Annotated in this window: 23 protein-coding genes; 13 read left to right on the top strand and 10 right to left on the bottom strand. The window is 66.0% G+C overall.

Annotated elements, in window-relative coordinates; translation table 11 throughout:
- Positions 1–21 precede the first annotated feature (21 nt).
- From ACN0SE_RS06875 to ACN0SE_RS06890, 4 genes are all read right to left on the bottom strand, one after another.
- A complete protein-coding gene (locus tag ACN0SE_RS06875; RefSeq protein WP_417523765.1) occupies positions 22–777 on the bottom strand; it encodes an ABC transporter ATP-binding protein in 756 nt (251 codons plus the stop codon).
- A 12-nt stretch (positions 778–789) separates the two neighbouring features.
- Positions 790–2,007 carry a branched-chain amino acid ABC transporter permease gene (locus ACN0SE_RS06880; protein ID WP_417523766.1) on the bottom strand — a complete coding sequence of 406 codons (1,218 nt, stop codon included), beginning with the start codon at positions 2,005–2,007 and terminating at the stop codon, positions 790–792.
- 4 nt (positions 2,008–2,011) lie between these two features.
- Positions 2,012–3,043 (bottom strand): branched-chain amino acid ABC transporter permease, encoded by a 1,032-nt coding sequence (locus ACN0SE_RS06885; protein ID WP_417523767.1) that lies wholly within the window; start codon positions 3,041–3,043, stop codon positions 2,012–2,014.
- Positions 3,044–3,144: 101 nt separating this feature from the next.
- Entirely contained in the window at positions 3,145–4,491 is a 1,347-nt protein-coding gene (locus ACN0SE_RS06890; protein ID WP_417523768.1) for a substrate-binding protein, read from the bottom strand.
- A 224-nt stretch (positions 4,492–4,715) separates the two neighbouring features.
- On the opposite strand from ACN0SE_RS06890, the gene ACN0SE_RS06895 reads away from it, so the two are divergent.
- The 5 genes from ACN0SE_RS06895 to ACN0SE_RS06915 all read left to right on the top strand — a co-directional run bounded on the left by ACN0SE_RS06895 (position 4,716) and on the right by ACN0SE_RS06915 (position 10,780).
- Positions 4,716–6,029 carry a short-chain fatty acyl-CoA regulator family protein gene (locus tag ACN0SE_RS06895; protein WP_417523769.1) on the top strand — a complete coding sequence of 438 codons (1,314 nt, stop codon included), beginning with the start codon at positions 4,716–4,718 and terminating at the stop codon, positions 6,027–6,029.
- A 221-nt stretch (positions 6,030–6,250) separates the two neighbouring features.
- Positions 6,251–6,619, top strand: coding sequence for a response regulator transcription factor (locus tag ACN0SE_RS06900; protein WP_417523770.1), 369 nt, complete (start codon positions 6,251–6,253; stop codon positions 6,617–6,619).
- A complete protein-coding gene (locus ACN0SE_RS06905; RefSeq protein WP_417523771.1) occupies positions 6,616–6,900 on the top strand; it encodes a hypothetical protein in 285 nt (94 codons plus the stop codon). Before ACN0SE_RS06900 ends, ACN0SE_RS06905 begins: the two co-directional genes overlap by 4 nt.
- Complete coding sequence (locus tag ACN0SE_RS06910) at positions 6,897–9,623, top strand: ATP-binding protein (RefSeq protein WP_417523772.1); 2,727 nt, start codon at positions 6,897–6,899, stop codon at positions 9,621–9,623. The genes ACN0SE_RS06905 and ACN0SE_RS06910 overlap by 4 nt, the downstream gene beginning before the upstream one ends.
- Positions 9,624–9,682: 59 nt before the next feature.
- The gene (locus ACN0SE_RS06915; protein WP_417523773.1) at positions 9,683–10,780 is read left to right on the top strand and encodes a FliM/FliN family flagellar motor C-terminal domain-containing protein; all 1,098 of its coding nucleotides are present in this window, start codon (positions 9,683–9,685) and stop codon (positions 10,778–10,780) included.
- Between the two features lie 26 nt (positions 10,781–10,806).
- Here ACN0SE_RS06915 and ACN0SE_RS06920 read toward each other — a convergent pair whose 3' ends face one another.
- Genes ACN0SE_RS06920 through ACN0SE_RS06930 form a run of 3 tightly spaced genes read right to left on the bottom strand, consistent with a single transcriptional unit; the run spans position 10,807 to position 12,104 of the window.
- A complete protein-coding gene (locus ACN0SE_RS06920) occupies positions 10,807–11,238 on the bottom strand; it encodes a TIGR01244 family sulfur transferase (protein ID WP_417523774.1) in 432 nt (143 codons plus the stop codon).
- A gap of 9 nt (positions 11,239–11,247) precedes the next feature.
- Positions 11,248–11,679 (bottom strand): DUF6691 family protein, encoded by a 432-nt coding sequence (locus ACN0SE_RS06925; RefSeq protein WP_417523775.1) that lies wholly within the window; start codon positions 11,677–11,679, stop codon positions 11,248–11,250.
- Positions 11,679–12,104 (bottom strand): YeeE/YedE family protein, encoded by a 426-nt coding sequence (locus ACN0SE_RS06930; RefSeq protein ID WP_417523776.1) that lies wholly within the window; start codon positions 12,102–12,104, stop codon positions 11,679–11,681. The genes ACN0SE_RS06925 and ACN0SE_RS06930 overlap by 1 nt, the downstream gene beginning before the upstream one ends.
- A 279-nt stretch (positions 12,105–12,383) precedes the next feature.
- On the opposite strand from ACN0SE_RS06930, the gene ACN0SE_RS06935 reads away from it, so the two are divergent.
- Positions 12,384–12,599 (top strand): hypothetical protein, encoded by a 216-nt coding sequence (locus ACN0SE_RS06935; protein ID WP_417523777.1) that lies wholly within the window; start codon positions 12,384–12,386, stop codon positions 12,597–12,599.
- 117 nt (positions 12,600–12,716) lie between these two features.
- On the opposite strand, the gene ACN0SE_RS06940 is transcribed toward ACN0SE_RS06935, so the two are convergent.
- Positions 12,717–12,932: a hypothetical protein gene (locus ACN0SE_RS06940; RefSeq protein WP_417523778.1), complete on the bottom strand. Its 216-nt coding sequence runs from the start codon at positions 12,930–12,932 to the stop codon at positions 12,717–12,719.
- A gap of 116 nt (positions 12,933–13,048) precedes the next feature.
- On the opposite strand from ACN0SE_RS06940, the gene ACN0SE_RS06945 reads away from it, so the two are divergent.
- From ACN0SE_RS06945 to ACN0SE_RS06960, 4 genes are all read left to right on the top strand, one after another.
- Complete coding sequence (locus ACN0SE_RS06945; RefSeq protein WP_048532341.1) at positions 13,049–13,321, top strand: DUF2312 domain-containing protein; 273 nt, start codon at positions 13,049–13,051, stop codon at positions 13,319–13,321.
- Between the two features lie 4 nt (positions 13,322–13,325).
- A complete protein-coding gene (locus ACN0SE_RS06950) occupies positions 13,326–13,736 on the top strand; it encodes a CopD family protein (RefSeq protein ID WP_417523779.1) in 411 nt (136 codons plus the stop codon).
- Positions 13,737–13,807: 71 nt separating this feature from the next.
- Complete coding sequence (gene pepN, locus ACN0SE_RS06955; RefSeq protein ID WP_417523780.1) at positions 13,808–16,366, top strand: aminopeptidase N; 2,559 nt, start codon at positions 13,808–13,810, stop codon at positions 16,364–16,366.
- 140 nt (positions 16,367–16,506) lie between these two features.
- Positions 16,507–17,364 (top strand): 1-acyl-sn-glycerol-3-phosphate acyltransferase, encoded by an 858-nt coding sequence (locus tag ACN0SE_RS06960; RefSeq protein ID WP_417523781.1) that lies wholly within the window; start codon positions 16,507–16,509, stop codon positions 17,362–17,364.
- Between the two features lie 2 nt (positions 17,365–17,366).
- Here the strand turns inward: ACN0SE_RS06960 and ACN0SE_RS06965 are convergent, their stop codons facing one another.
- Positions 17,367–18,116: an SDR family NAD(P)-dependent oxidoreductase gene (locus ACN0SE_RS06965; protein WP_417523782.1), complete on the bottom strand. Its 750-nt coding sequence runs from the start codon at positions 18,114–18,116 to the stop codon at positions 17,367–17,369.
- Positions 18,117–18,411: 295 nt separating this feature from the next.
- Here ACN0SE_RS06965 and ACN0SE_RS06970 point away from each other — a divergent pair, with 295 nt between their 5' ends.
- From ACN0SE_RS06970 to ACN0SE_RS06980, 3 genes are all read left to right on the top strand, one after another.
- Entirely contained in the window at positions 18,412–19,983 is a 1,572-nt protein-coding gene (locus ACN0SE_RS06970; protein WP_417523783.1) for a Re/Si-specific NAD(P)(+) transhydrogenase subunit alpha, read from the top strand.
- Between the two features lie 13 nt (positions 19,984–19,996).
- Positions 19,997–21,430 carry an NAD(P)(+) transhydrogenase (Re/Si-specific) subunit beta gene (locus ACN0SE_RS06975; RefSeq protein WP_417523784.1) on the top strand — a complete coding sequence of 478 codons (1,434 nt, stop codon included), beginning with the start codon at positions 19,997–19,999 and terminating at the stop codon, positions 21,428–21,430.
- A gap of 224 nt (positions 21,431–21,654) precedes the next feature.
- Positions 21,655–22,944, top strand: coding sequence for a DUF3422 family protein (locus tag ACN0SE_RS06980; RefSeq protein WP_417523785.1), 1,290 nt, complete (start codon positions 21,655–21,657; stop codon positions 22,942–22,944).
- On the opposite strand, the gene ACN0SE_RS06985 is transcribed toward ACN0SE_RS06980, so the two are convergent.
- The gene (locus tag ACN0SE_RS06985; RefSeq protein WP_417523786.1) at positions 22,871–23,953 is read right to left on the bottom strand and encodes a YeeE/YedE family protein; all 1,083 of its coding nucleotides are present in this window, start codon (positions 23,951–23,953) and stop codon (positions 22,871–22,873) included. The two genes, ACN0SE_RS06980 and ACN0SE_RS06985, sit on opposite strands and share 74 nt — an antisense overlap.
- Between the last annotated feature and the right edge of the window lie 113 nt (positions 23,954–24,066).

A 24,066-nucleotide genomic window follows, 5' to 3' on the forward strand; every position in this document is an offset into this window, starting at 1 on the left:
GGGGCGCGGTGATCTCTGTCGTCAGGCGCTTTCACCCAGATAGGCCTCGCGGACCTTGGGGTGGCCCTTGATCTTGTCCGGCGTGTCCTCGACCAGCGGCGTGCCCTGGGCCAGAACGGTGATCCGGTCGGCGAGCGAGAACACCACGTGCATGTCATGCTCGATGATGGCGATGGTGATGTCGCGCTCGTCCTTGATCTGTTTCAGCAGGTCGATGGTGTTGTTGGTATCGGCCCGCGCCATGCCTGCCGTGGGTTCGTCGAGCAAGAGCAGCCGGGGCTGCTGCGACAGGCACATGGCGATCTCGAGCCGCCGCTTGTCACCGCGCGACATCGAGGCTGCGTGCATGTGGCGCTTGTCGGCCAGGTTCATCTCTTCGAGCATGTGCTCGGCCTGGTCCAGCACGTCCCGCTGGGCGAAGACGTTGGAAAAGGCGTTGAGCTCGAACGCGCCGTCGCGCTTGGCAAAGATCGGGATCATCATGTTTTCCAGCACCGAGAGATCGCCGAAGATCTCCGGCGTCTGGAACACCCGGGAAATGCCCATCTGGCAGATCTCGTAGGGTGTGCGCCCCAGCACCGACTGCCCGTCGAAGAGCACCGATCCGGTGTCGGGAATGAGCTTGCCGATCAGGCAGTTGAGCAGCGTCGACTTGCCTGCGCCGTTGGGTCCGATGATGGCGTGGCAGGAGTTTTCCTGCACGCTGAGGTTCACGTCGCCGAGCGCCTGCAGCCCGCCGAAGCGCTTGCCCACGTCTTTGACTTCAAGAATACCCATGGGTGTCGCTCCTTATTCCGCGGCTTTGCGTTGCTGGGCGGCGTGACGTTCGGCATCGGCCGACTTGGCGTCGCGGCGGCGGAACAGCCGCCCGACCCGTTGACCGCCCTCGACCAGACCACCCGGCAGGAAGATCACCACCAGCATGAACAGGATGCCCAGCGTCAGGTGCCAGCCCTTGCCCACGAAGGGATGCACCAGGGTGACCATCACATCCTCGAGCCCGTCCGGCATGAAGGCGAACCAGCCATGCAGCACGTTGTCGTTGAGCTTCGAGAAGATGTTCTCGAAGTACTTGATGAAGCCCGCGCCCAGCACCGGCCCGATCAGGGTGCCAGCGCCGCCGAGGATGGTCATCAGAACGACCTCGCCAGAGGCAGTCCATTGCATCCGCTCGGCACCGGCCAGCGGGTCCATCGAGGCCATGAGACCACCGGCAAGCCCGGCATACATGCCGGAGATCACGAAGGCCGCGAGCGTGTAGGGTTTGGTGTTGAGCCCGGTGTAGTTCATCCGCTGCTGGTTCGACTTCACCGCCCGCAGCATCATGCCGAAGGGCGAGCGGAAAATGCGGATGGCGAGGTAGAAGGCCAGCAGCATGAAGACGGCGCAGAGGTAGTAGCCGACGTTGAAGGTAAAGGCCCAGGGGCCGATCACCATGTCGAAGGACGAGCGCATCTCGACCCCCGGCAGCAGGTTGGTCACCGGGATCGAGCCATCGGCGCGGGCGGTCTCACCCAGGATGCGGGGATCGTCGAGGGTCAGCTGCAGGCCGGTCTCGCCGTTGGTGATCGGGGTGAGCACCGAATAGGCGAGGTTGAAGGACATTTGCGCAAAGGCCAGCGTCAGGATCGAGAAGTAGATGCCGGAGCGGCGCAGCGAGATGAAGCCGATCAACAGGGCAAAGAGCCCGGCAACCACGACGCTCAGCGCAATGGCGGGCAGTACGTTCATGCCCAGAAGCTTGAACACCCAGACCGCCGAATAGGAGCCCACACCGAGAAAGGCTGCGTGCCCAAAGGAGAGATAGCCGGTCAGCCCGAAGAGGATGTTGAAGCCGATGGCGAAGATGCCGAAGATCACGAAGCGCTGCATCAGGTCGGGATAGCCCGCGTTGAACTGCGCCATGCCGCTGTCGGCCGGGAAGGGGTTGAGGATAAAGGGCGCAAACAGCGCCATCACCGCCACGATGAGCAGAAGCCTGCTGTCTTTCTTGTCCAGTCCGAACATGGGTCTAGTCCTCCATCACGCCCTTGCGGCCCATGAGGCCCCGCGGGCGTGTGAGCAGAATGATAATCGCGACCACATAGATGATGATCTGGTCGATGCCGGGCAGGATGGATTTGACCTCGTTCATCGAGGCAAAGCTCTCGAGGATGCCCAGAAGGAAGCCCGCCAGCACCGCACCGGGCAGCGAGCCCATGCCGCCGACGACGACCACGACGAAGCTGAGAACCAGGAAATCCATGCCCATGTGATAGTTGGGCGAGTTGATCGGGGCGTACATCACGCCCGCCAGCCCCGCCACGGCGGCGGCCACGCCGAACATGATGGTGAAGCGGCGGTCGATGTTGATGCCCAGCAGGCCCACGGTCTCGCGGTCGGCCATGCCGGCACGGACCACCATGCCGAAGGTGGTGAACTGCAGGAAGGCAAAGACACCGCCGATGATCACCGCCGAAAAGGCGAAATAGACCAGCCGCCAGTAGGGGTAGATGATGGCATTGGGATCAAAGCCCAGCAGAACGCCGAAATCGAACGATCCGCGGAAGGCATCGGGCGCGCCGGTGGGGATCGGGTTGGCACCGTAGAAATACTTGATGATCTCCTGCAGCACGATGGCCAGGCCAAAGGTCACGAGGATCTGGTCGGCGTGGGGACGCTTGTAGAAATGCTTGATCAGCCCGCGCTCCATGATGAAGCCGATGGCGATCATGATCGGGATGGCAAAGAGGATGGCCAGTGGCACCGCCCAGTCGATGATGCTGGCGCCCATCTCGGGGCCGAACCAGCTCTCGACATAGGGTGTCTTGACCTTGAGCGGATTGCCGAGAAAGTCGGTCTGGGTCTCGTCGACCACCTCGTAGCTCAGCGTCAGCAGGCGCTGGACCGTGACGGCACAGAAGGCCCCGATCATGAACAGCGCGCCGTGGGCAAAGTTGACCACCCCCAGCGTGCCGAAGATCAGCGTCAGCCCGAGCGCGATCAGCGCATAGGCCGAGCCCTTGTCGAGGCCGTTCAGAATTTGCAGGATTATTGCGTCCATTGTCCCACCCCTTGCGGATACATTGGTGGCGCGCCCGGGCGTGGCGGCCCGGGCGAACGGTGAAGGTGGGCAGGACTGCCCACCCTACAGGTCGGAACGGCTCAGGCGCCCGGGTTGCAGGAGCCGAGCTGGCCGCCAGCGAACATCGGGTGATCGGGGGCGTATTCGACCTGTGAACGCGGCGTGACCTCGACCACTTCCAGAAGGTCGAACTCGGAGGTCGGGTTCTCTTTCCCGCGCACCACCAGAACGTCCTTGAAGCACTGGTGATCCTCGGCACGATAGAGCGTCGGACCGTTGCCCAGACCGTCGAACTCGTAGCCTTCGAGCGCTTCGACCACCGCACAGGGGTTGAACGAGCCGGCACGCTGGACGGCATCGGCATAAAGCAGGGTCTGCACGTAGCAGGTATGCGCCGCCTGGCTCGGCGGGAAGCCGTACTTGGTGCCGAAGGACTTCACGAAGGCCTTGGAACCCTCATCCTGCAGCGACCAGTGCCAGTTGGTCGAGCCGTGAATGCCCTTGACGTTCTCGCCGGCACCCTTGGCCATCAGGCGGGAATAGAGCGGCACGACGATCTCGAAGTTCTTGCCGTTGACCTGCTTCTCGCGCAGGCCGAACTGCACGGCGTTGGTCAGCGAGTTGACCATGTTGCCGCCGTAGTGGTTCAGCACCAGCACGTCGGCGCCAGAGTTCAGCACCGGCGCGATATAGGAGGAGAAGTCGGTCGCGGCGAGCGGCGTCTTGACCTTCTCGACGGTTTCCCAGCCCAGCGCCTCGGTGGCGGCGGCGATGGATTCCTCCTGGGTCCAGCCCCAGGTGTAGTCGGCGGTCAGGTGATAGGCCTTGCGGTCCGAGCCGTAGAGCTTTTCCAGCACCGGCGCGAGGGCGGCGGCCGACATGTAGGCGTTGAAGAAGTGGCGGAAGCCGTTGGCTTTCTTGTCCTTGCCAGTGGTGTCGTTGGAGTGGGTCAGACCGGCCATGAAGATCACGCCGGCCTCCTGGCAGAGACCCTGGACCGCAACCGCCACGCCCGAGGACGAGCCGCCGGTGATCATGATGGCGCCGTCCTTTTCGATCATCGACTTGGCGCTGGCGCGGGCGGCATCGGATTTCGTCTGGGTGTCACCGGTAACATATTCGACCTTCTTGCCGAGAATGCCCGACCCTTCGAGCGCCTTCGACGAGAAGGTGTTCATCATGCCGCCATCGCCGCCGCCGTTCAGATGCTCGACCGCCAGTTCGTAGGCGCGCAGTTCGTCGGCGCCCTCGTCGGCGTAGGGGCCGGTCTGCGGCACGTTGAAGCCCAGCGTCACGGTGCCCCCCTCGGGGGCGTTGGTAAAGCCGGAGTGGCTTTCGGCGGTCAGGATCGTGGGCAGCGCAAGGCCGCCGGCGGTGACGGCACCGGTGCGCAATACGCCACGCCGCGTGAAGTTCGAATTGGACATGGAAATCCTCCCGTTTGATGATTGGTGTCCCGCGGGGCTCCTCTTCCCCCGGGACACAAGGCACTTTTCGTGCACTGTCATTATCGCGACAGGTCAGAAAATTTCGCAACAAGGGCTTTTGGCAGAACGTTTTTTTTGTAAAGAAATGGACTATGCAAAGGCAGAATGTGTAAAGAACTTATTCTGCGTCGCAGAACGCCGTTGAAACTGCCGGGGAAATGGCCATGGCCCGCGACACTCTGACAGGCACCCGCATCCGCGAGCGGCGCACCGCGCTCAGGCTCAAGCAGGCCGAGCTTGCCGAGGCGGCGGGCATCTCGGCCTCCTACCTCAACCTGATCGAGCACAACCGCCGCAGAATCGGCGGAAAACTGCTGCTGTCCATCGCGCGGATCCTCGAGGTCGAACCCTCGGCGCTGGTCGAAGGCGCCGAGGTGGCGCTGATCGCGGCGCTGCGCGAGGCCGCCGCCGCGCGCCCCGATCTCAAGGCCGAGCTCGACCGGATCGACGAGTTCGCCGGGCGCTTTCCCGGCTGGGCAGCGCTGCTGGCCGACAGCCGCAAGCGGATCGACGCGCTGGAGCGCACGGTCGAGACCCTGACCGACCGGCTGACCCATGACCCGCATCTCGCCGCCTCGCTGCATGACATGCTCTCGACCGTGACTTCGATCCGCTCGACCGCCGGCATCCTGGCGGAGACCGGCGAGATCGAGCCGGAATGGCGCGACCGCTTTCACCGCAACATCAACGAAGACGCGCGGCGGCTGGCGGAAAGCTCGACCGCGCTGGTGCGCTATCTCGATTCCGCCGACAGCGAGGCCAACCTGACCTCGCCGCAGGAAGAGGTGGAGGCCTTTCTCGAGGAAAACGCCTATCACTTCCCGGTGCTCGAAGAGGGAAGCCGCACGGTGGACGAGATCGTCGATGGCTCGCCCTCGCTGACCATGGCGGCCTCCCGCGATGCCATGCGGCGCTATCTCGCGCGCTACGCCCGCGATCGCGCCCGCATCCCGCTCGAACCATTGCGCGACTTCACCGCGCGCCATGGCTTCGACCCCGCCGGCCTCGCCGAGGCTTTCGATGCGCCCCTTGGCAGCGCGTTGCACCGGCTGGCGACCCTGCCGGTCGAGGCCGGCGGCGGGCCGCTGGGGCTGGTGATCTGCGATGCCTCGGGCACACTGCTGTTTCGCAAGCCGCTGGACGAGTTTCCCCTGCCGCGCTTCGGCGCCGCCTGCGCGCTCTGGCCGCTCTTTACCGCGCTGACCCGGCCGGCGCAGCCGATCTACCGGTTGGTCGAGCAATCCGCCCGCGAGGCCCGCCGATTCGAGACCTTCTCGATTGCCGAACCCACCGGCGGCATGCGCTTCGGCGACGTGGCGCGGATCGAGGCGGTGATGCTGTTCCGGCCGACCTTCGAGACCGCACCCAACGCCAGGGTCACCCATGCGCCGGTGCCGATCGGGGTGTCCTGCCGGATTTGTGCGCGGTCTGCCTGCAGCGCGCGGCGGGAGCCTTCGGTTCTGGCTGAGGGGTTGTGAGCGGGTGATTGGCGGGCGCGGCGCGTCTGGCTGACGTCTGGGGGGCCAGCCCCCCAGGCCCCCCGAGGGTATTTTCGGCAAGAGGAAGTTGGGGGGTGGGACGGGACTGTCTTTCCGTGGTGCGCGGGCTGGCGAGAAAGCGTTTTGACTTGGGTGGCAATTCGGCGGATAACTGCCGGACTAATATAATTGCGCGGTGCTGGCTTGGGGAGGAGAGCACGATGGGCAAACGAGTCCTCGTGATCGAGGATGAGCCGAACATCATCGAGGCGATCAAGTTTTTCCTGTCGCGCGACGGCTGGGAGGTCTTTACCCATTCCAACGGTCACGACGCGCTGGAGGCGGTCGACCGGCGGGCGCCGGACCTGCTGATCCTCGACGTGATGCTGCCGGGGCGGTCGGGCTACGAGATCCTGCGCGAGCTGCGGACCCGCGAGCGCTGGGCCGGGCTGCCGGTGCTGATCCTGACGGCGCGTGGCCAGACCAAGGACCGCGAGATGGCGGCGGCGGCCGGGGCCAGCCGCTTCATGACCAAGCCGTTTTCCAACACCGATATCCTCGAGGCGGTGCGCGAGCTCGCCGAGACATGAGCGACACGCCGCGGCATCTGTTTGTCGAGCGTCAGACCTATCGCCGGCGCCGGCTTCAGGATGCGGCGCGGTTCCTGCCGGTGCTGGGCATCGTGCTGATGATGGTGCCACTCCTGTGGTCGGAGGGTGAGGACGGCGTCGCCATGTCGGGCGCGGTGATCTATCTGTTCCTCGTCTGGGCGGCGCTGGTCGGGGCGGCCATGGTGCTGTCGCTCTATCTGCGCGATGACCGCGAGGGCGAGGAGTCTGCGCCGGAGCCGCCAAGGGACCGCCGCGGATGAGCACGGTCAACCTGCTGATCCTGGTCTGCACGGTCTACGTGGCGCTGCTGTTCCTCGTGGCCTTCGTGGCCGAGCGCAGCGCCATGCGCGGCCGCGGCCGCTGGCTGCGCTCGCCGATGGTCTATACCCTGTCGCTGTCGATCTATTGCACCGCCTGGACGTTCTATGGCGCGGTGGGCTATGCGGCGCGCTCGGGGCTCGAGTACATCACCATCTACACCGGGCCCACCATCGTCATGGTCGGCTGGTGGTGGGTGCTGCGCAAGCTGGTGCGGGTGGGCCGGGCACAGCGGGTGACCTCGATCGCCGACCTGATCTCGTCGCGCTTCGGCAAGTCGAACTTGCTGGCGGTCGGGGTGACCATTCTCGCCGTGGTGGCGGCGACGCCTTATATCGCGCTGCAACTGCAGTCGGTGACGCTGTCATTCGCCACCTTTGCCGATGCGGTGGGCCAGCCGGGGCCGGGGGATGGCGAACGCTCGTCCACCGCGCTCTGGGTGGCGATGGGGCTGGCGCTCTTCACCGTGCTCTTCGGCACCCGCAACCTCGATGCCAACGAGCGCCACCACGGCGTCGTCATGGCCATCGCCGTCGAGGCGGTGGTCAAGCTGGTGGCGCTGTTGGCGGTCGGGGTCTTTGTGGTCTGGGGGCTGTCGAGCGGGGTGAGCGAGACGCTGGCGCGGATTGATGCCTCGAAGATCGGCCATTGGCAGATGGACGGCGGCCGCTGGGCGGCGCTGACCTTCCTGTCGGCGGCGGCCTTTCTCTGCCTGCCGCGGATGTTCCAGGTGATGGTGGTGGAAAACGCCGACGAGGCGCATCTGCGCACCGCCTCATGGGCCTTTCCCGGCTATCTGCTGCTGATGAGCCTCTTCGTGGTGCCGATCGCTGTGATGGGGTTGGAGCGCCTGCCCGAAGGCGCCAACCCCGACCTCTTCGTGCTGACCCTGCCTTTGGCCGAGGGGCAGACGGCGCTGGCGATCTTTTCCTTCCTCGGCGGGTTCTCCTCGGCCACCTCGATGGTGATCGTGGCGGCGCTGGCGCTGGCGACCATGGTGTCGAACCATATCGTCATGCCGCTCTGGCTGCGCTGGACCGGCGGGCGGGCCAGCCAGTCGGGCGATGTGCGTCACGTGGTGCTGTTGTCGCGGCGCATTTCCATCGCCGGGATCGTGGCGCTGGGCTATGTCTATTATCGCATCTCCGGCGGCGGCGCGGCGCTGGCGGCCATTGGCCTGGTCAGTTTCGCCGGCGTGGCGCAGGTTCTGCCGGTGATGATCGGCGGGCTCTACTGGCGGGGCGCCACGCGGCTGGGGGCGCTGGCGGGGCTGAGCGTCGGCTTCGGGCTCTGGGGCTACACGCTGTTCCTGCCGAGCCTTGGCGGCGGGGTGATGCCGCAGGCGATCCTCGACCACGGGTTGCTGGGCATCGCCTGGCTGCGGCCGCAGGCACTCTTCGGGATCGAGGGGCTCGATCCGCTGGTGCATGCGGTGTTCTGGAGCCTGCTGCTCAATGCGCTGACCTTCTTCATCGTCTCGCTGGCCTCATTCCCGACGCCGCTGGAGCGGCTGCAGGGGGCGCAGTTCGTCAATGTGCTCAACCAGGCGGGATCGGCGCGGAGCTGGTCGGCGGGGGCGGCGCAGACCGAGGACCTGATGGTCATGGCGCAGCGGATCCTCGGCGCGCGCGAGGCGCAGGCGTTCTTCGAGCAGGAGGCGGCGCGGCAGTCGGGCAAGCCGGTGCGCCCAGGCGATCTGCCGGAACCGAGCCCGGATTTCCTGCAACGGCTGGAGCGCGAGCTCTCGGGCTCGGTGGGGGCGGCCACGGCCCATGCGATGGTGGCGCAGATCGTCGGCGGGGCCTCGGTCTCGGTACATGAGCTGCTGGCGGTTGCCGACGAGACCGCGCAGATGATCGAATATTCCGACCGGCTCGAGGCGCAGTCCAAGGAACTGGCCGCCACCGCCGCCAAGCTGCGCGAGGCCAATGCCAAGCTGACCCGGCTGTCGGTGCAGAAGGATGCCTTTCTCAGCCAGATCAGCCACGAGCTGCGCACGCCGATGACCTCGATCCGGGCGTTTTCCGAGATCCTGCGCGACAGCGCCGATGTCCCGCCCGAGGAACAGCAGAAGTATTCCTCGATCATCCACGACGAATCCGTGCGGCTGACCCGGTTGCTGGATGATCTGCTCGACCTGTCGGTGCTGGAAAACGGCCAGGTCAATCTCAACATCCGCCAGGGCGATCTGCGCGAGGCGCTGGACAAGGCGGTCTCGGCCGCCGCCGCCGAGGGCGATGCCAAGCTCAGGGTGCGCCGCAACCCCGAGAGCGAGGCGGTCACGCTGGAGACCGATTTCGACCGGCTGGGGCAGGTCTTCATCAACCTCATCGCCAATGCGCGAAAATACTGCGACGCGGCGGAGCCGGAGCTGAAGATCACCGCGCATGCGCATGGCGACGGCCGGGTGCAGGTGGATTTCATCGACAATGGCGGGGGCATCCCGCTCGAGGCACGCGATCTGATCTTCGAGAAATTCGCCCGCGCCAGCCCGCAGATGGCCGGTGGCGCCGGGCTCGGCCTGTCGATCTGCCGGCAGATCATGGAGCGGCTGGGCGGCTCGGTCGACTATCTGCCGTCGGACCGCCATGCGCATTTCCGCGTCACACTGCCGCGCGCCGGGGCCGCGCCGGCGGCACAGGGTAAGGCGAAGTTAACCAATTGACGCCATAGATTGACTGGTATGTTCAAAGAGCCCGAATGGCTCGTGGTGACCGGGAAATCATGGCAGACACCCAACGCAAGAACCTGCTCAGGGATCTGGCCTCTGCCGCGCGCAGGGAGCAGGAGACACGAGAGATGTCGCCCGGCCGCGCGCTGCGGCTGGGGCTGGCCCGCGCAGCGGCGCAGCTCTACGACCTGCCGCTGCAGGTGACCGAGGTCAAGACCTCGGTGGTGGGGATCGACGCGGTGGCCGGCGCCTGCGGCGAGGAGATGCTGCTGGCACTGCTGGATGGTCCCGAGGGTGCGCGTGGTGCTGTGGGGCTGAGCCGGGCGATGGTGGCGGCGCTGATCGAGGTGCAGGTCATGGGCGTGGTCAGCACGCTCGAGGTGCGCGACCGGGTGCTGACGCCCACCGATGCGGCGATGGTGGCACCCTGGCTCGACGGCGCGCTGGAGCGGGTGGATCGGTCGCTGGAGGAGGAACCTGCGGCAGAGCCCGGCAAGCCGGGCAAGGACATGGGCTGGATGATCGGCTATCGCTTCGGCGCCATGGCCGAAGAGCCGCGCGCGTTGGCGCTGGCGCTCGATGCGGCGCGGTTTCACCTGTTGCGGCTGACGGTGGACGTGGCACTGGGGCGGCGGATCGGCGAGGTGCTGCTGCTTCTGCCGGCGCCACCGGCGGCCGAAAGCGCGACCCATGCCAAGGGCGGTGCCCCGGCGGGCGAGAGCTTTCTGCAGGTGCCGGCAGAGCTGCGGGTGATTGCCGGGCGTCTGTCGCTGCCGCTGTCGCGGGCTGGGGCCTTGCAGCCCGGCGATGTGCTGCCGTTGGAAGGGCTGTCGATGGCGTCGGCCGAGCTGCGATCGGTCGATGGCAGCCTCGCCGGCAAGGCGCGGCTGGGGCGGATGGGTGATCATTGGGCGGTGCGCTTCGGTGCGGCAGAACCGCCGGCGGTGACTCAGGAGCCGCGCGCCTTGCCGGCGCGGGCTGCGACAGGACCTGCGTCAATGCCGCAGGCTCAGGAGGCTCCGCAAGAGGTCACCGGGCAGGTCGAGCTGCCCGATCTGCCGCCGATGGATTTCGATGATCCGCCGGGGGCGGAAGGGGCCTTGATGCCGCTCGCCACCTCGGAAGACCTCGGCAACGCCGGGTTCGAATGAGCCAGGCGTTGGCTCTGCGACGGCGCTCAGACCTGCCGCATGATCTCGAGCTGCGGCCGCAGACCGGCGAGGTCGTAGCCCGCCGCGGCGGCCTTGGCGAGGATCTCGTCGGTGTCGCGGCTGCCGTCCATCGCCTGGGCCAGCGACCAGATCACCGTGCAGCGCGTGCCCGAGGCGCAATAGGCCAGCACCGGCCCCTCGGACCGGGCCACGAGCTCGGCCTGGCGGGCGATGTTCTCGGGCGTCATGGTCTGGTGGGTCAGCGGCAGAACGTGAAAGTCAAGCCCCGCCGCCTCGGCGGCGGCGCGCATCGCATCGGACTGCAGCACCGGCGGCACTTCGGCGTCGGGACGGTTGCAGATCAGGGTCTTGAACCCCGCCGCGGCCAGCGCGGCGGTGTCGTCCTGAGTGATCTGGGGAGAGACGTGATAGCTCTCGTCAATATGCCTGATATCCATGGTGCTCTCTTAGGCCGGCGCGCCGTATCTGTCCAGTTGCCCTCTGACCGAGGGCGCGGCAAACATGCCGGCCAGCATCGCCGCGACAAAGACCCAGTGGCCCCAGTGGCCGAAGCCCAGCGTCGCCAGCGACGGCCCCGGGCAGAGACCCGAAAGCCCCCAGCCCATGCCGAAGAGCACCGAACCCAGCACCAGGTTGCGGCCGAGCCTGGGCTCTGGCGGGGCAGGGAAGCTGCCGCCGGTCAGCGGCTTGCCGCGCCGGGTGAGCTGCCAGGCGATCGCCATCGGGATGATCGCGCCGCCCATGACAAAGGCCAGCGTCGGGTCCCAGTCGCCGAAGACATCGAGCCAGCCCTGCACCTTGGTGGTGTCGGTCATGCCCGAGATGAACAGCCCGCCGCCAAACAGCGACCCGGCCAGCAAGGCAATCAGATTGCGCATCAGATCACTCCCAGAAGATGGCGAAAGAAGACGACGGTCAGCCCGCCGGCGCCGATGTAGAAGGCGGTGGCGACAATGCCGCGCAGCGACAGCCGCGAGATGCCGCAGACCCCGTGGCCCGAGGTGCAGCCATTGGCCAGCCGCGTGCCGATGCCGACCAGCAGGCCGGCGGCCACCAGCACCACCGGGTTGGTGGTCAGATGGGTCTCGGAATCCGGAAAGACCGGCAGCAGCAGCAGCGGCACCACCACCACACCGGCGAGGAAGATCAGCCGTTCCACCGCCGTCGACCGCCCGCTGCCGTCGACCAAACCGCCGATGATGCCGCTGGCGCCCATGACCTTGCCGTTGCCCAACAGGTAGACTGCGCCGCCCGTGCCGATGAGCAGCCCGCCGATCAGCCCCCAAATCCAGTCCGCTTCCATCTTGCCCGTCCTTTCCATGCCGGGCCGCCGCGCGGCCCCTGTGCTTGCCTGCCTTCATATATGGAAAACCGAATGTGTTGCAAGCCACCTGACGTGCAAAAGACCGACGTCAGCTTGATATCGGTCAAGGCGGCAGACAGAGCCTGCCTCTAAAATGGGCGTATGGCTGTGGATGGCCTGTTTCGCGCCAAAACTTGCCGATGACACAACCAGAGCCTGCATAAAACCGTTATGCGAATCTGCGAGGATGCTATGGTGACACACACAGGGAGGACCAGAATGACAAAACTGCAATACCAGACACTGATCGCCGACATCGAAGCCCAGATTGCCGCCAGCGGTCCCGTGGATCGTGATCGCCTGCGCGCCCATCTTGCCGCGATGAAGCGCAGCGCCGCCACCAGGGGTGTCCATGTCAGCCGCTTCGGCAGGCGCCCCGAGCTTGACCGCATCGAAGACGCCATCGAGGCGCAATTCGACAATCTGCCGGTCTGAGGGCCCCGGGTCTGCCCTTGGGGGGGCGGGCCCATCCGCCGGCCGTCGCCGCCGGCGATGCCTACTGCCGCCGTCAGCCCGAAAGCCCCGGGCCGCGCTGGCAAATTTCCGAATGCCTCAGCTGAAGGAAATGCCGACGATCACCATCATCAACCCGATCACCGACAGGAAGAGCGAGCCGAGGTTGCGCGGCAGCACCCGCTGCATCACCGCGCGCATCGCCTCGTCATCCAGACCGGCCTTGCGGGCGCGCATCACCGTGACGATGCACCAGACCAGCCCGATCAATCCCAGTACCGACAGCGCGGCGCCACCCCAGATCAGCCAGTCCATGTCACGTCTCCTGCACAATTTCGCGCTTCGGTAATAGAAGCGGCGTGCCATCGCAAGGGTCTTGCGGTAAAGGCGCGGCAAAGCTAGCAACACCTGAAAACAGGCAGGAGCACATCATGGACGTGACCGAGAACGAGAATGGTATCCCCGACAGCTACAAGGTGACCGCCGGCGAGCTGCGCCAGTTCATCGAACGCTTCGAACGGCTGGACCAGGAGAAGAAGGACATCGCCGAGCAGCAGAAAGAGGTGATGGCCGAGGCCAAGGCGCGCGGCTATGACACCAAGGTCATGCGCAAGGTGATCGCGCTGCGCAAGCGCGACAAGGACGACATCGCCGAGGAAGAGGCGGTGCTCGAGATGTACAAGGAAGCGCTGGGCATGTCCTGAGCCCATGGATTGGGTCAAGATCATACACCTGCTCTGCGTGATGGGCTGGATGACCTCGATCTTCGCGGTCCCGCGCGCGCTGATCTACTGGAAGCGCGAGTGGGCGCGGCTGGGCGAATTCGGCCCGCTGGGCGATCTGACCTACAGGCTCTATCGCTTTTCCGCCGGGCTGGGCGTCATCGCGGCGCTCACCGGGCTCTGGCTGGGCTGGTCCTGGGGCTTTGCGCCCTGGGTCTGGGTCAAGCTGGGGCTGGTGGCGCTGCTGGCGCTGCATTACGGGCTGACCGGCCGCATGGTGGCTAGGGCGCGGCAGGGCACATTCCGCGAAAGCGACCTGTTCCTGCGAATTTTCAACGAAATCAGCGTCTTCGGCGTGATTGCCATCCTCTGGGTGGTGGTGGTCAAACCGTTCTAGGCCGGGCCGGGTTGTAGCGCCCCGACACAGGGCATACCTTCCGCTCCAGACCCAACCGGAGCAGGCCCGCCATGAAAGACGCATCCCCCCAGACCATCTATCTCAAGGATTACACGCCCTTCGGCTTTACCGTCGAAAGCGTCGATCTGACCTTCCGGCTGGCGCCGCATGCGACGCGGGTGCTGTCGAAGATCCGCTTTGCCCCGAACCCCGTGGCCAGCGACCGGACGTTTTTCCTGCATGGCGAAGAGCTGACGCTGATCTCGGCGCGGATCGACGGCACCGAGGTCACGCCGGAGGTCACCGACAAGGGGCTGACCTGCGCCGTGCCGGAGGGCGCCTTTACCTGGGAGGCCGAGGTCGAGATCGACCCGGCCAACAACACCGCGCTCGAGGGGCTTTACATGTCGTCGGGCATGTATTGCACGCAATGTGAGGCCGAGGGCTTTCGCAAGATCACCTTCTACCCCGACCGGCCCGACGTGATGTCGGTCTTTACCGTGCGGATCGAAGGCGATGTGCCGGTGATGCTGTCCAATGGCAACAAGCAGGGGCAGGGCGAGGGCTGGGCCGAATGGCATGACCCCTGGCCGAAGCCGGCCTATCTTTTCGCGCTGGTGGCGGGCGATCTGGTCAACCACCCCGACCGCTTCATCACCAAATCCGGCCGCGAGGTCGAGCTGAACATCTGGGTGCGCAAGGGCGACCTGCACAAATGCGCTTTCGGCATGGAGGCGCTGAAGAAATCGATGACCTGGGACGAAGAGGTCTATGGCCGGGAATACGATCTCGACATCTTCAACATCGTCGCGGTCGATGATTTCAACATGGGCGCGATGGAGAACAAGGGGCTGAACATCTTCAACTCCTCCGCCGTGCTGGCCAGCCCCGAGACCGCCACCGACATGAACTTCGAGCGGATCGAGGCGATCATCGCGCATGAGTATTTCCACAACTGGACCGGCAACCGCATCACCTGCCGCGACTGGTTCCAGCTCTGCCTGAAAGAGGGGCTGACGGTGTTCCGCGACGCGCAGTTCACCTCCGACGTGCGCTCGGCCCCGGTCAAGCGGATCGGCGACGTGATGGACCTGCGCGCCCGCCAGTTCCCCGAGGATAATGGCCCGCTCAGCCACCCGGTGCGACCCGAAAGCTTCCAGGAAATCAACAACTTCTACACCGCCACCGTTTACGAGAAGGGCGCCGAGGTGATCGGTATGCTCAAGCGGCTGGTGGGGGATGAGGCCTATTACAAGGCGGTCGACCTCTACTTCGAGCGCCACGATGGCGATGCGGCGACGATCGAGGATTGGCTCAAGGTCTTCGAGGAGACCACCGGCCGCGATCTGAGCCAGTTCAAGCGCTGGTATTCGCAGTCCGGCACGCCGCGGCTGACGGTCGAGGAAGCTTGGGACGAGGGCGGGGGCACCTATACGCTGACCTTCCGCCAGGAGACGCGCCCGACGCCGGGTCAGGCCGAGAAACTGCCGCAAGTGATCCCGATTGCCGTGGGCCTGCTGGGCCCGAATGGGGATGAGGTGCGCCCCACCGAGGTGCTGGAGATGACCGAGGCCGAGCAGAGCTTTCGCTTCGAAGGTCTGGCGGCCCGACCGGCGCCGTCGATCCTGCGGGATTTCTCGGCTCCGGTGATCCTCGACCGCAGCCTGACCAGCGCCGAGAACGCCTTTCTGCTGGCGCACGACACCGATCCCTTCAACCGCTGGGAGGCTGGCCGCAACCTGGCGCGCGCCACGCTGCTCGACATGGTGGAGGGCGATGCCCAGCCAGATGCCGATTACCTCGACGGCATCACCGCGGTGCTGCGCGACCGGGCGCTCGACCCGGCGCTTCGGGCGCAGATGCTGGCGCTGCCTTCGCAGTCCGAGATCGCCCAGCAGCTGCATGACCGCGGCCAGACGCCGGATCCGGAAGCGATCTATGCCGCGCATGAGGCGCTGAAACTGCGGATGGCTGAACACCTGCAGGACCTGCTGCCGGTGCTCTACGCCGAGAACCAGGTCGATGCGCCCTACAGCCCCGATGCAGAACAGGCCGGCAATCGCGAGCTGGCGATGGCGGTGCTGGGTCTGCTCAGCCGGATCGACGGCGGCGCCCAGGCCGCGCGGCAATACGACAGCGCTGACAACATGACGCTGCAGCTTTCGGCGCTGTCCGGCCTGCTGATCGCCGGCAAGGGCGAGGCGCAGCTGCAGGCCTTCCACGACCAGTGGCAGGACGACCGGCTGGTGATGGACAAGTGGTTCGGCCTGCAGGTCGCCCATGCCGCCCCGGCTCAGGCCGCCGAGGTGGCGCAGCGGCTGACCGAGCACCCGGCCTTTACCCTGACCAACCCCAACCGCTTCCGCGCGGTAATGGGCGCGCTGGGGATGAACCACGCGGGGTTCCATCATGCCTCGGGCAAGGGCTATGCGCTGATGGCCGACAAGCTGATCGCACTGGATGCCAAGAACCCGCAGACAACCGCGCGGATGTGCGCGCTGTTCCAGACCTGGCGGCGCTATGACGCCGCGCACCAGGCCCATGCCAAGGCAGCGCTGGAACGCATTGCCGCCACGCCGGACCTCAGCCGCGACACCACCGAGATGGTGACGCGGATGCTGGCAGTCTGATCCCGCTTCTCCGCCGCTCCCTTCCGGGGGGCGGCGGGTTTTGGCGCATGTCAGGGGCTTTTTGCCCCATCCGCCTTTCCGCCGTCCGAAATCGCGCCATATGTCATGAAGGTGTTGCCAAGCCATGACGATTTGGGCGAATGAGAGATCGCATAGACCCACTGATTCAAGAGCGTGCCAACTGGCTCTTTGCCGACCGGTTTCCGGCGCGTCTGGCCCGTCGTGTGCTCGACCGGGTGCTCAGCTACGAAGACACCGTGGCGTTGGCAACCGAGCTGCGTGACAGCCCATACCCCGAGATCATGGACCGCATGGGCCGGCTTCTGGCCCGAAAGGTCGAGGCCACGGGGCTCGAGAACATCCCCGCCAGCGGGCCCGCCCTGATCGTCGCCAACCATCCGACCGGCATCGCCGACGGCATCGTGTTGCACCGGCTCTTGGCGCGGCGGCGGCCCGATTGCTACTTCTTCGCCAATCACGACATCCTGCGCGTGCTGCCGCAGATGGAGGGGATGATCGCCCCGGTCGAATGGCGCAAGGAAAAGCGCAGCCATGCCAAGACGCGCCAGACCATGGCCTATACCTGCAAGGCGGTGAAGGAGGGGCGTCTGGGGGTGATCTTCCCCTCGGGGCGGCTGGCCAAACGTCGCGGTCTGCGGCTTTACGAGCGGCCTTGGATGTCGTCACCGGTGACCTTGGCGCGCAAGTTCGACCTGCCAGTCATTCCGCTGCGGATGGAGGCCCGCAACTCGGCGCTCTTTTACCTCTTCGACGCGATCCACCCTAGCCTGCGCGACATCACCCTGTTCCACGAGACCCTGAACAAGCACCAGCAGCGCTTTCGCATTCAGGTCGGCGCGCCAATTGCCGCCGCCGACATCCCGGCCAAGCCGGAAGAGGGCATCGCCCTGCTGCGCGAGGCCTGCCTGTCGCTGGGCGGCGGGCGTTCGGATTACGAACGCGCGCTGCCGTTGGTGCATGCGCCAGAGCTGGCCTGAACCTACATCTGCCCGCCGGCGATCTGGATGGTCTGACCGTTGACGCTCTGCGAGCCCGGACCGCAGAGCCAGAGCGCCGCCGCCGCCACCTCGTCGGCCCCCAGCAGCTTGCGATGCCGGTTGGCCTTGACCATCACTTGCAGCGCATCCTCGGCGCTCATGCCGGTGCGCTCGGCGATACTGGATTGATTGCGGCTGACAATTTCGGTGTCGACATAGCCGGGGCAAAGCGCGTTGAAGGTGTAGGGCGTGCCGAGGAAATCCTCGCTTAGCCCCCGGATCAGCCCGACCAGCCCGTGTTTCGAGGCAGTGTAAGCCGGCGCGCCGCGCAGCCCCCGAATGCCGGCGATGGACGACACGGCAATGACCCGGCCCCAATCGGTGCCGGTCATCGAGGGCAGGCATTCGCGAATCGTCAGGAAGGCGCCGTCGAGGTTGGTGCTCATGGTCTGCCGCCACGAGGCGAGGTCGGCCTTGCGGATCGACTGGCCCTCGGCAATCCCGGCATTGGGTACGCAGATCTGCACCGGCCCGCGCGCCGCGACCGCCTGCGCCACCCCATCGACGACCGAGCTCTCCTCGGTCACATCCATCACCAGCGGGTGCAGCCCGGGGCCGGCCACGGCCTCCAGCACCTCGGCCCGGCGGCCGGTGATCGTCACCTGCGCTCCGGCCTCGGCCAGCGCCCTGGCAATGGCAAGCCCGATGCCGGTGCCGCCGCCGGTGATCAACGCGTGTCTTCCGTCCAGCATATGCTCTCCTTCCCGTTTTGCGGCAGCCTGCGCCGCCGGGCGGGGGCTTGGCAAGCGGGCTCACTCTGGACGCCGGGGCAGGTGGGCGCGCCGCCATGGGTTTGGCAAAAATGTCCGGAATTCGTCACTTTTCGTGATTTACGTGGCGGCATGGACATGCCGCAGCGCAACAAATAATAAGTCACGGCAGGGAATCGACCTGTGTTGTTTCCTCGCGACAGAAGTCGCGTTGAAATATTATTGCGCAACGTTTAAGGCGCAGTGGAACGACGTAACCGACGAAGGAAACGCACACGTGAAAATCGGGACGCCAAAGGAAATTTTCGAGGGCGAAGCGCGGGTCGCCATGACGCCGGACTCTGCGCGGCAATTGCAGAAGCTGGGCTATGACTGCCTGATCGAGGCCGGGGCCGGGGCGAAAGCCGGGTTCTCGGATGATCTCTACCGCGAGGCCGGGGTCACCGTCGTCGACGGCGCCGAGGCGCTGTGGTCGCAGGCGGACATCATCGCCAAGGTGCGCCAGCCGTCCGAGGCCGAGCTCGACTATCTTTCCGCCGACAAGACGCTGATTTCCTTCTTCAATCCCGCCGGCAACGAGACCGGGATGGAGGCCGCCAAGGCCAAGGGCGCCTCTGTCATCGCGATGGAAATGGTGCCGCGGATTTCCCGTGCCCAGAAGATGGACGCGCTGTCGTCGATGGCCAATATCGCGGGCTACCGCGCCGTGATCGAGGCCGGCAACAACTTCGGCCGCTTCTTCACCGGTCAGGTGACCGCGGCCGGCAAAGTGCCCCCCGCCAAGGTTCTAGTGGTCGGTGCGGGCGTCGCGGGTCTTGCCGCGATCGGCACCTCGACCTCGCTGGGCGCGATCACCTATGCCTTCGACGTGCGGCCGGAAGTGGCCGAGCAGGTCGAGTCGATGGGCGCCGAGTTCGTCTACCTCGACTTCGAGGAAGAGCAGCAGGACGGCGCCGCCACCGGCGGCTATGCCTCTGTTTCCAGCCCTGAATTCCGCGAAGCGCAGCTGGCCAAGTTCCGCGAGCTGGCGCCCGAGATGGACATCGTCATCACCACGGCGCTGATCCCCAACCGCGAAGCCCCCGAACTCTGGACCGAGGACATGGTGAAAGCCATGAAGCCGGGCAGCGTGATCGTCGACCTCGCGGCAGAGAAGGGCGGCAACTGCAAGCTGACCGTGCCGGACCAGAAGATCGTGACCGACAATGGCGTGACCATCGTGGGCTACACCGACTTCCCCAGCCGGATGGCGGCCCAGGCCTCGACGCTTTACGCCACCAACATCCGTCACATGCTGACCGACCTGACGCCCGAAAAGGACGGCACGGTCAATCACAACATGGACGACGACGTGATCCGCGGCGCGACCGTGACCCACAAGGGCGAGATCACCTTCCCGCCGCCGCCGCCGAAAATCCAGGCCATCGCGGCGCAGAAGCGCGAGAAGCCGAAAGAGCTGACCGCCGAAGAGAAGAAGGCGCAGGAGGCCGCGGCCTTCAAGGCGCAGACCAAGCAGCAGTTCACCCTGCTGGGGGTCGGCGGCGTGCTGATGCTGCTGGTGGGCCTTGTTGCCCCGGCAAGCTTCATGCAGCACTTCATCGTCTTCGTGCTGGCCGTCTTCGTGGGCTTCCAGGTGATCTGGGGCGTGGCGCACAGCCTGCACACGCCGCTGATGGCGATCACCAACGCGATCTCCTCGATCATCATCCTGGGCGCGCTGATGCAGATCGGATCGGGCTCGTGGCTGGTGATCCTGCTGGCGGCACTGTCGATCTTCATGGCCGGAATCAACATCTTCGGCGGCTTCCTCGTCACGCGGCGCATGCTCGCCATGTTCCAGAAATCCTAAGGAGTCCGTGCAGATGGAATTCGGATTCACCACTGCCGCCTATGTCGTTGCGGCTGTTCTCTTCATTCTTTCGCTCGGCGGGCTGTCGAACCAGGAAAGCGCCAAGCGCGCGGTCTGGTACGGCATCGTGGGCATGGGCCTCGCGGTCTTTGCCACGCTTGTCGGCCCCGGCTCTGGCCTCTGGCTGCTGTCGCTGATCCTGATCGCCGGTGGCGGCGTGATCGGCGTCTATGTCGCCAAGAAGGTGCAGATGACCGAGATGCCGCAGCTGGTCGCGGCGATGCACTCGCTGGTCGGTCTCGCGGCGGTTTTTGTCGGCTTCAACGCTCACTTCGAGATGGGCCGCGTGCTGGCGATGGACCCCGAGGCGCGCAAGGCGCTGGAAGGGTTTGCCGCTGTTCTGGCCAAGAAAAGCAGCGCCGAACTGGCGATCCTGAAGGTCGAGCTCTTCCTCGGCATCTTCATCGGGGCGATCACCTTTACCGGCTCGGTCGTGGCCTTCGGCAAGCTGGCCGGCAAGGTCACCTCGGCCGCCACCAAGCTGCCGGGCGGGCACATGCTCAACCTCGGCGCGGCGATCCTCTCGGTGCTCTGCCTGATCTGGTACTTCAACACCGGTGGCTTCCTGCCGCTGTTCCTGATGACGCTGGCGGCGCTTTTCATCGGCTACCACCTGATCATGGGCATCGGCGGCGCCGACATGCCTGTCGTGGTCTCGATGCTGAACTCCTACTCGGGCTGGGCCGCAGCGGCGATCGGCTTCTCGCTGGGCAACGATCTGCTGATCGTGGTCGGCGCGCTGGTCGGCTCGTCGGGTGCGATCCTGTCCTACATCATGTGCAAGGCGATGAACCGTCACTTTGTCTCGGTCATCCTCGGCGGCTTTGGCGGCCCGCAGGGTGAGCAGATGGCGGTCGAAGGCGAGCAGGTGGCGATCGATGCCGACGGCGTGGCCGCGGCGCTGAACGACGCCGACAGCGTCATCATCATCCCCGGCTACGGCATGGCGGTGGCCCAGGCGCAGAACGCGGTGTCCGAACTGGTCACCAAGCTGCGTGCCAAGGGCAAGAACGTCCGCTTCGCCATCCACCCGGTGGCAGGCCGTCTGCCCGGGCACATGAACGTGCTGCTGGCCGAGGCCAAGGTGCCCTATGACATCGTGATGGAGATGGACGAGATCAACGAGGACTTCCCGGAGACCGACGTTGCCATCGTCATCGGCTCGAACGACATCGTCAACCCGGCCGCCCAGGACGACCCGAACTCGCCGATCGCCGGCATGCCGGTTCTGGAGTGCTGGAAGGCCAAGCAGGTCTTCGTGTCCAAGCGCGGCCAAGGCACCGGCTACTCGGGCATCGAGAACCCGCTGTTCTTCAAGGAGAACACCCGGATGTTCTATGGCGATGCGAAAGAGAGCCTGAACAAGCTGCTGCCGCTGATCGACTGATCGGGCGGCGGGGCGGTGGGTTGAAAACCCACCCTACGGCAAAAACCAAGGGCCTTCCCGGAGTGATCCGGGGAGGTCTTTTTGCATCCGGGGGGTTCCGAGGCCGGGGCAGGCGCCGCGCGGTATGCCGTTGTATTCACGTAACTCTCTGAAACTGCGACAATAATCTCCTTTACCTTGGGGGAGGAGCGGCTAAGTTGCACGAAACATCAAGGCCCAAGCCCATGCCCGAGTTCGCCGACCATCCCCTGCGCTACCAGCTCTCGAACGAGCTGCATGCCCGGCCGTTTCCCACGGCCCATGCGCCGGGGCGGGCGGTCTATCTTGTTGTCAGGAAAGAAAATCAGCCCGCCTCTCGCGACAAGAGCGAGGATCTGGCGCATCTGATCGACCTGCTCGACCGCTATGGCGCGCCGCATCCGCAGCCCGGGGCGACTCACCATTCGGCGCAGATCGGCAAGCACAATCTCAAGTGGGAGAGCCACACCGAGGTGGTGACCTATTCGGTCTTCATGGACGGTCTCGGCGAGCGGCCCTTCGATCCGGCGGATTTCGACGTCTTCCCCCGCGACTGGCTGGCGCATGCGCCGGGCCAGCGGGTGACCTCGGCGATGATCCGGGTCGAGACGCCGCCGGAACACACGCTGCTTGATGCCGCTTTGCAGGAATGGTTCGTGCCGGAGAGCCTCGCGGTCAGCCACGTGCTGGAAGGCGCGGCGATTGTCGCCGGCGACTTCCGCATCGATCCGGCCGGCCACGTGCGGTTTGCGGTCTTTCCGGTCGAGGGCACCGGTGCCAGCCGGGTGGGGCGCATCCTGCAGCGGGTCTGCGAGATCGAGCTTTACAAGTCGCTGTCGATGCTGGGTTTTGCCCGTTCACGTGAGCTGGGCCCGGTGCTGGGCGGACTGGATGACAAGCTGTCGGACCTGATGAGCCGGATGACGGACGAGGCCGCGCCGGCCGAGGAGACGCTGCAGGCGCTCTTGTCGATCTCGGCCGAGCTCGAGGCGCAATCGGCGACCTCGTCCTTCCGCTTCGGGGCCACAGGCGCCTATGAGGCCATAGTGCTGCAACGCATCGAGATGCTGCGCGAGAGCCATTACAACGGCCGTCAGAGCTGGCATGAATTCATGGTCCGCCGCTACGACCCGGCGATGCGCACGGTGAAATCCACCGAGCGGCGGCTGGCGACGATGGCGGAACGGGCGATGCGCGCCAGCGAGCTGTTGCGCACCCGGATCGAGGTGCAGCGCTCGGCGCAGAGCCAGTCACAGCTCGAGGCGATGAACAAGCGCGCGGAATTGCAGCTCAGGCTGCAGGAGACGGTCGAGGGGCTGTCTGTGGTGGCAATCAGCTATTACGCGGTGTCGCTGGCCGGCTACCTTGCCTATCCCTTCGGCAAGAGCCTCGGGATAAGCAAGGAATGGGTGCTGGCCGGGCTTACTCTGCCGGTTGTGCTGCTTGTGGCCTGGGCGCTGCATCGGATGAAGAAGCGCCTCGGCGCCCCGCATTGAGGGCGGCGTTCGTGGCCAGCGCGCCGCCGGCAATCGAGACCAGCGCCAGAAGAGCCGCCAGCGACAGGGTCGGCACGCCAGCGAGGCCCGCGCCCACGGTGCAACCGCCGGCCAGCACGCCGCCAACGCCCATCAGCGCCGCGCCCGACAGGTAACGGCCGGTCTCGCGCGGCGAGACAAAGCTCTGCCAGCGAAACGAGCGGAAGGCGAGGGAGGCCAGCAGGGCACCGCCCAGCACGCCGCCGAAGAAGCCGACGCCAAAGCCCGGCTCGATCGCAGTACCGGCGACCACCCAGAACAGGCTCTCGGTGGCGGGGGCGGTGAAGGACAGGCTTTCCATCGCGATCGGGTCGAAATCGTCGTAAAGCACGAAGCCGGTGCCGACCCAGGCGGCAGGCACCAGCAGGCCCAAGAGCGCCGCCATGACCAGATGCGAAGCGCGGCTGCCGGAGCGCAGGGCAAAGCCCAGCGCCAGCGCGGCGATCACACCGGCCCAGACCAGCGGACCGCCGGGCAGGGCGGCCAGCGAGATGCTCTCGCCCAGGGGCACGGTGACGCTGGCCAGGGTGGTGCGCAGCGGTGCCAACACGCCCTTGAGCGTGGCATGGGCCACCACAGCAAAGACCACGATCACGGTCAGCGCCCGCAGGTTGCCGCCGGCGCCCAGCACCGTCAGCCGCGAGATGCAGCCGCGGGTCAGCACCATGCCGGCGCCGAACAGCGCGCCGCCCAAGGCAATCGCCAGCCAGGCGAGGTCGGGGGTCATGAATCGGTGATCGTCAAAGCTGACAAGGCCGGCGGCCACGGCGGCCTGGGTGCCGATCACGGCGGTGGCCAGCGCCATCAGCCAGACACCAGCGGCCTGCTTGCGGTCTTCGCCCACCAGCGCCCGGCGGAAACAGAACTTGGTGCGCTCGGCCAGCAGGCCGAAGAGCGCGCCAAGGACCAGCGCCAGCACGAGGCTGGCCTGTTTGACGGTGGTTTCCTCGAAGCCGAATTGTTCGAACATGGGGCAGACTCCCTTTGGCAGCTTGGGGGCGGCGGATCCGGGTGGACATGCGGGTAAACCGCCGAGCAATCAAGGGGAAGGGGCGTGCCGGGGCGCTGGAATAGCGGAACGCT

Origin of the sequence: Marinovum sp., assembly GCF_048263515.1 — a bacterium.
Taxonomy (GTDB): domain Bacteria; phylum Pseudomonadota; class Alphaproteobacteria; order Rhodobacterales; family Rhodobacteraceae; genus Marinovum.

What these genes read in the sequence shown, in the direction of transcription:
- ACN0SE_RS06875 (WP_417523765.1), bottom strand. Translation starts at nt 777, where the DNA reads ATGGGTATTCTTGAAGTCAAAGACGTGGGCAAGCGCTTCGGCGGGCTG.
- ACN0SE_RS06880 (WP_417523766.1), bottom strand. Translation starts at nt 2,007, where the DNA reads ATGTTCGGACTGGACAAGAAAGACAGCAGGCTTCTGCTCATCGTGGCG.
- ACN0SE_RS06885 (WP_417523767.1), bottom strand. Translation starts at nt 3,043, where the DNA reads ATGGACGCAATAATCCTGCAAATTCTGAACGGCCTCGACAAGGGCTCG.
- ACN0SE_RS06890 (WP_417523768.1), bottom strand. Translation starts at nt 4,491, where the DNA reads ATGTCCAATTCGAACTTCACGCGGCGTGGCGTATTGCGCACCGGTGCC.
- ACN0SE_RS06895 (WP_417523769.1), top strand. Translation starts at nt 4,716, where the DNA reads ATGGCCCGCGACACTCTGACAGGCACCCGCATCCGCGAGCGGCGCACC.
- ACN0SE_RS06900 (WP_417523770.1), top strand. Translation starts at nt 6,251, where the DNA reads ATGGGCAAACGAGTCCTCGTGATCGAGGATGAGCCGAACATCATCGAG.
- ACN0SE_RS06905 (WP_417523771.1), top strand. Translation starts at nt 6,616, where the DNA reads ATGAGCGACACGCCGCGGCATCTGTTTGTCGAGCGTCAGACCTATCGC.
- ACN0SE_RS06910 (WP_417523772.1), top strand. Translation starts at nt 6,897, where the DNA reads ATGAGCACGGTCAACCTGCTGATCCTGGTCTGCACGGTCTACGTGGCG.
- ACN0SE_RS06915 (WP_417523773.1), top strand. Translation starts at nt 9,683, where the DNA reads ATGGCAGACACCCAACGCAAGAACCTGCTCAGGGATCTGGCCTCTGCC.
- ACN0SE_RS06920 (WP_417523774.1), bottom strand. Translation starts at nt 11,238, where the DNA reads ATGGATATCAGGCATATTGACGAGAGCTATCACGTCTCTCCCCAGATC.
- ACN0SE_RS06925 (WP_417523775.1), bottom strand. Translation starts at nt 11,679, where the DNA reads ATGCGCAATCTGATTGCCTTGCTGGCCGGGTCGCTGTTTGGCGGCGGG.
- ACN0SE_RS06930 (WP_417523776.1), bottom strand. Translation starts at nt 12,104, where the DNA reads ATGGAAGCGGACTGGATTTGGGGGCTGATCGGCGGGCTGCTCATCGGC.
- ACN0SE_RS06935 (WP_417523777.1), top strand. Translation starts at nt 12,384, where the DNA reads ATGACAAAACTGCAATACCAGACACTGATCGCCGACATCGAAGCCCAG.
- ACN0SE_RS06940 (WP_417523778.1), bottom strand. Translation starts at nt 12,932, where the DNA reads ATGGACTGGCTGATCTGGGGTGGCGCCGCGCTGTCGGTACTGGGATTG.
- ACN0SE_RS06945 (WP_048532341.1), top strand. Translation starts at nt 13,049, where the DNA reads ATGGACGTGACCGAGAACGAGAATGGTATCCCCGACAGCTACAAGGTG.
- ACN0SE_RS06950 (WP_417523779.1), top strand. Translation starts at nt 13,326, where the DNA reads ATGGATTGGGTCAAGATCATACACCTGCTCTGCGTGATGGGCTGGATG.
- pepN (WP_417523780.1), top strand. Translation starts at nt 13,808, where the DNA reads ATGAAAGACGCATCCCCCCAGACCATCTATCTCAAGGATTACACGCCC.
- ACN0SE_RS06960 (WP_417523781.1), top strand. Translation starts at nt 16,507, where the DNA reads ATGAGAGATCGCATAGACCCACTGATTCAAGAGCGTGCCAACTGGCTC.
- ACN0SE_RS06965 (WP_417523782.1), bottom strand. Translation starts at nt 18,116, where the DNA reads ATGCTGGACGGAAGACACGCGTTGATCACCGGCGGCGGCACCGGCATC.
- ACN0SE_RS06975 (WP_417523784.1), top strand. Translation starts at nt 19,997, where the DNA reads ATGGAATTCGGATTCACCACTGCCGCCTATGTCGTTGCGGCTGTTCTC.
- ACN0SE_RS06980 (WP_417523785.1), top strand. Translation starts at nt 21,655, where the DNA reads ATGCCCGAGTTCGCCGACCATCCCCTGCGCTACCAGCTCTCGAACGAG.
- ACN0SE_RS06985 (WP_417523786.1), bottom strand. Translation starts at nt 23,953, where the DNA reads ATGTTCGAACAATTCGGCTTCGAGGAAACCACCGTCAAACAGGCCAGC.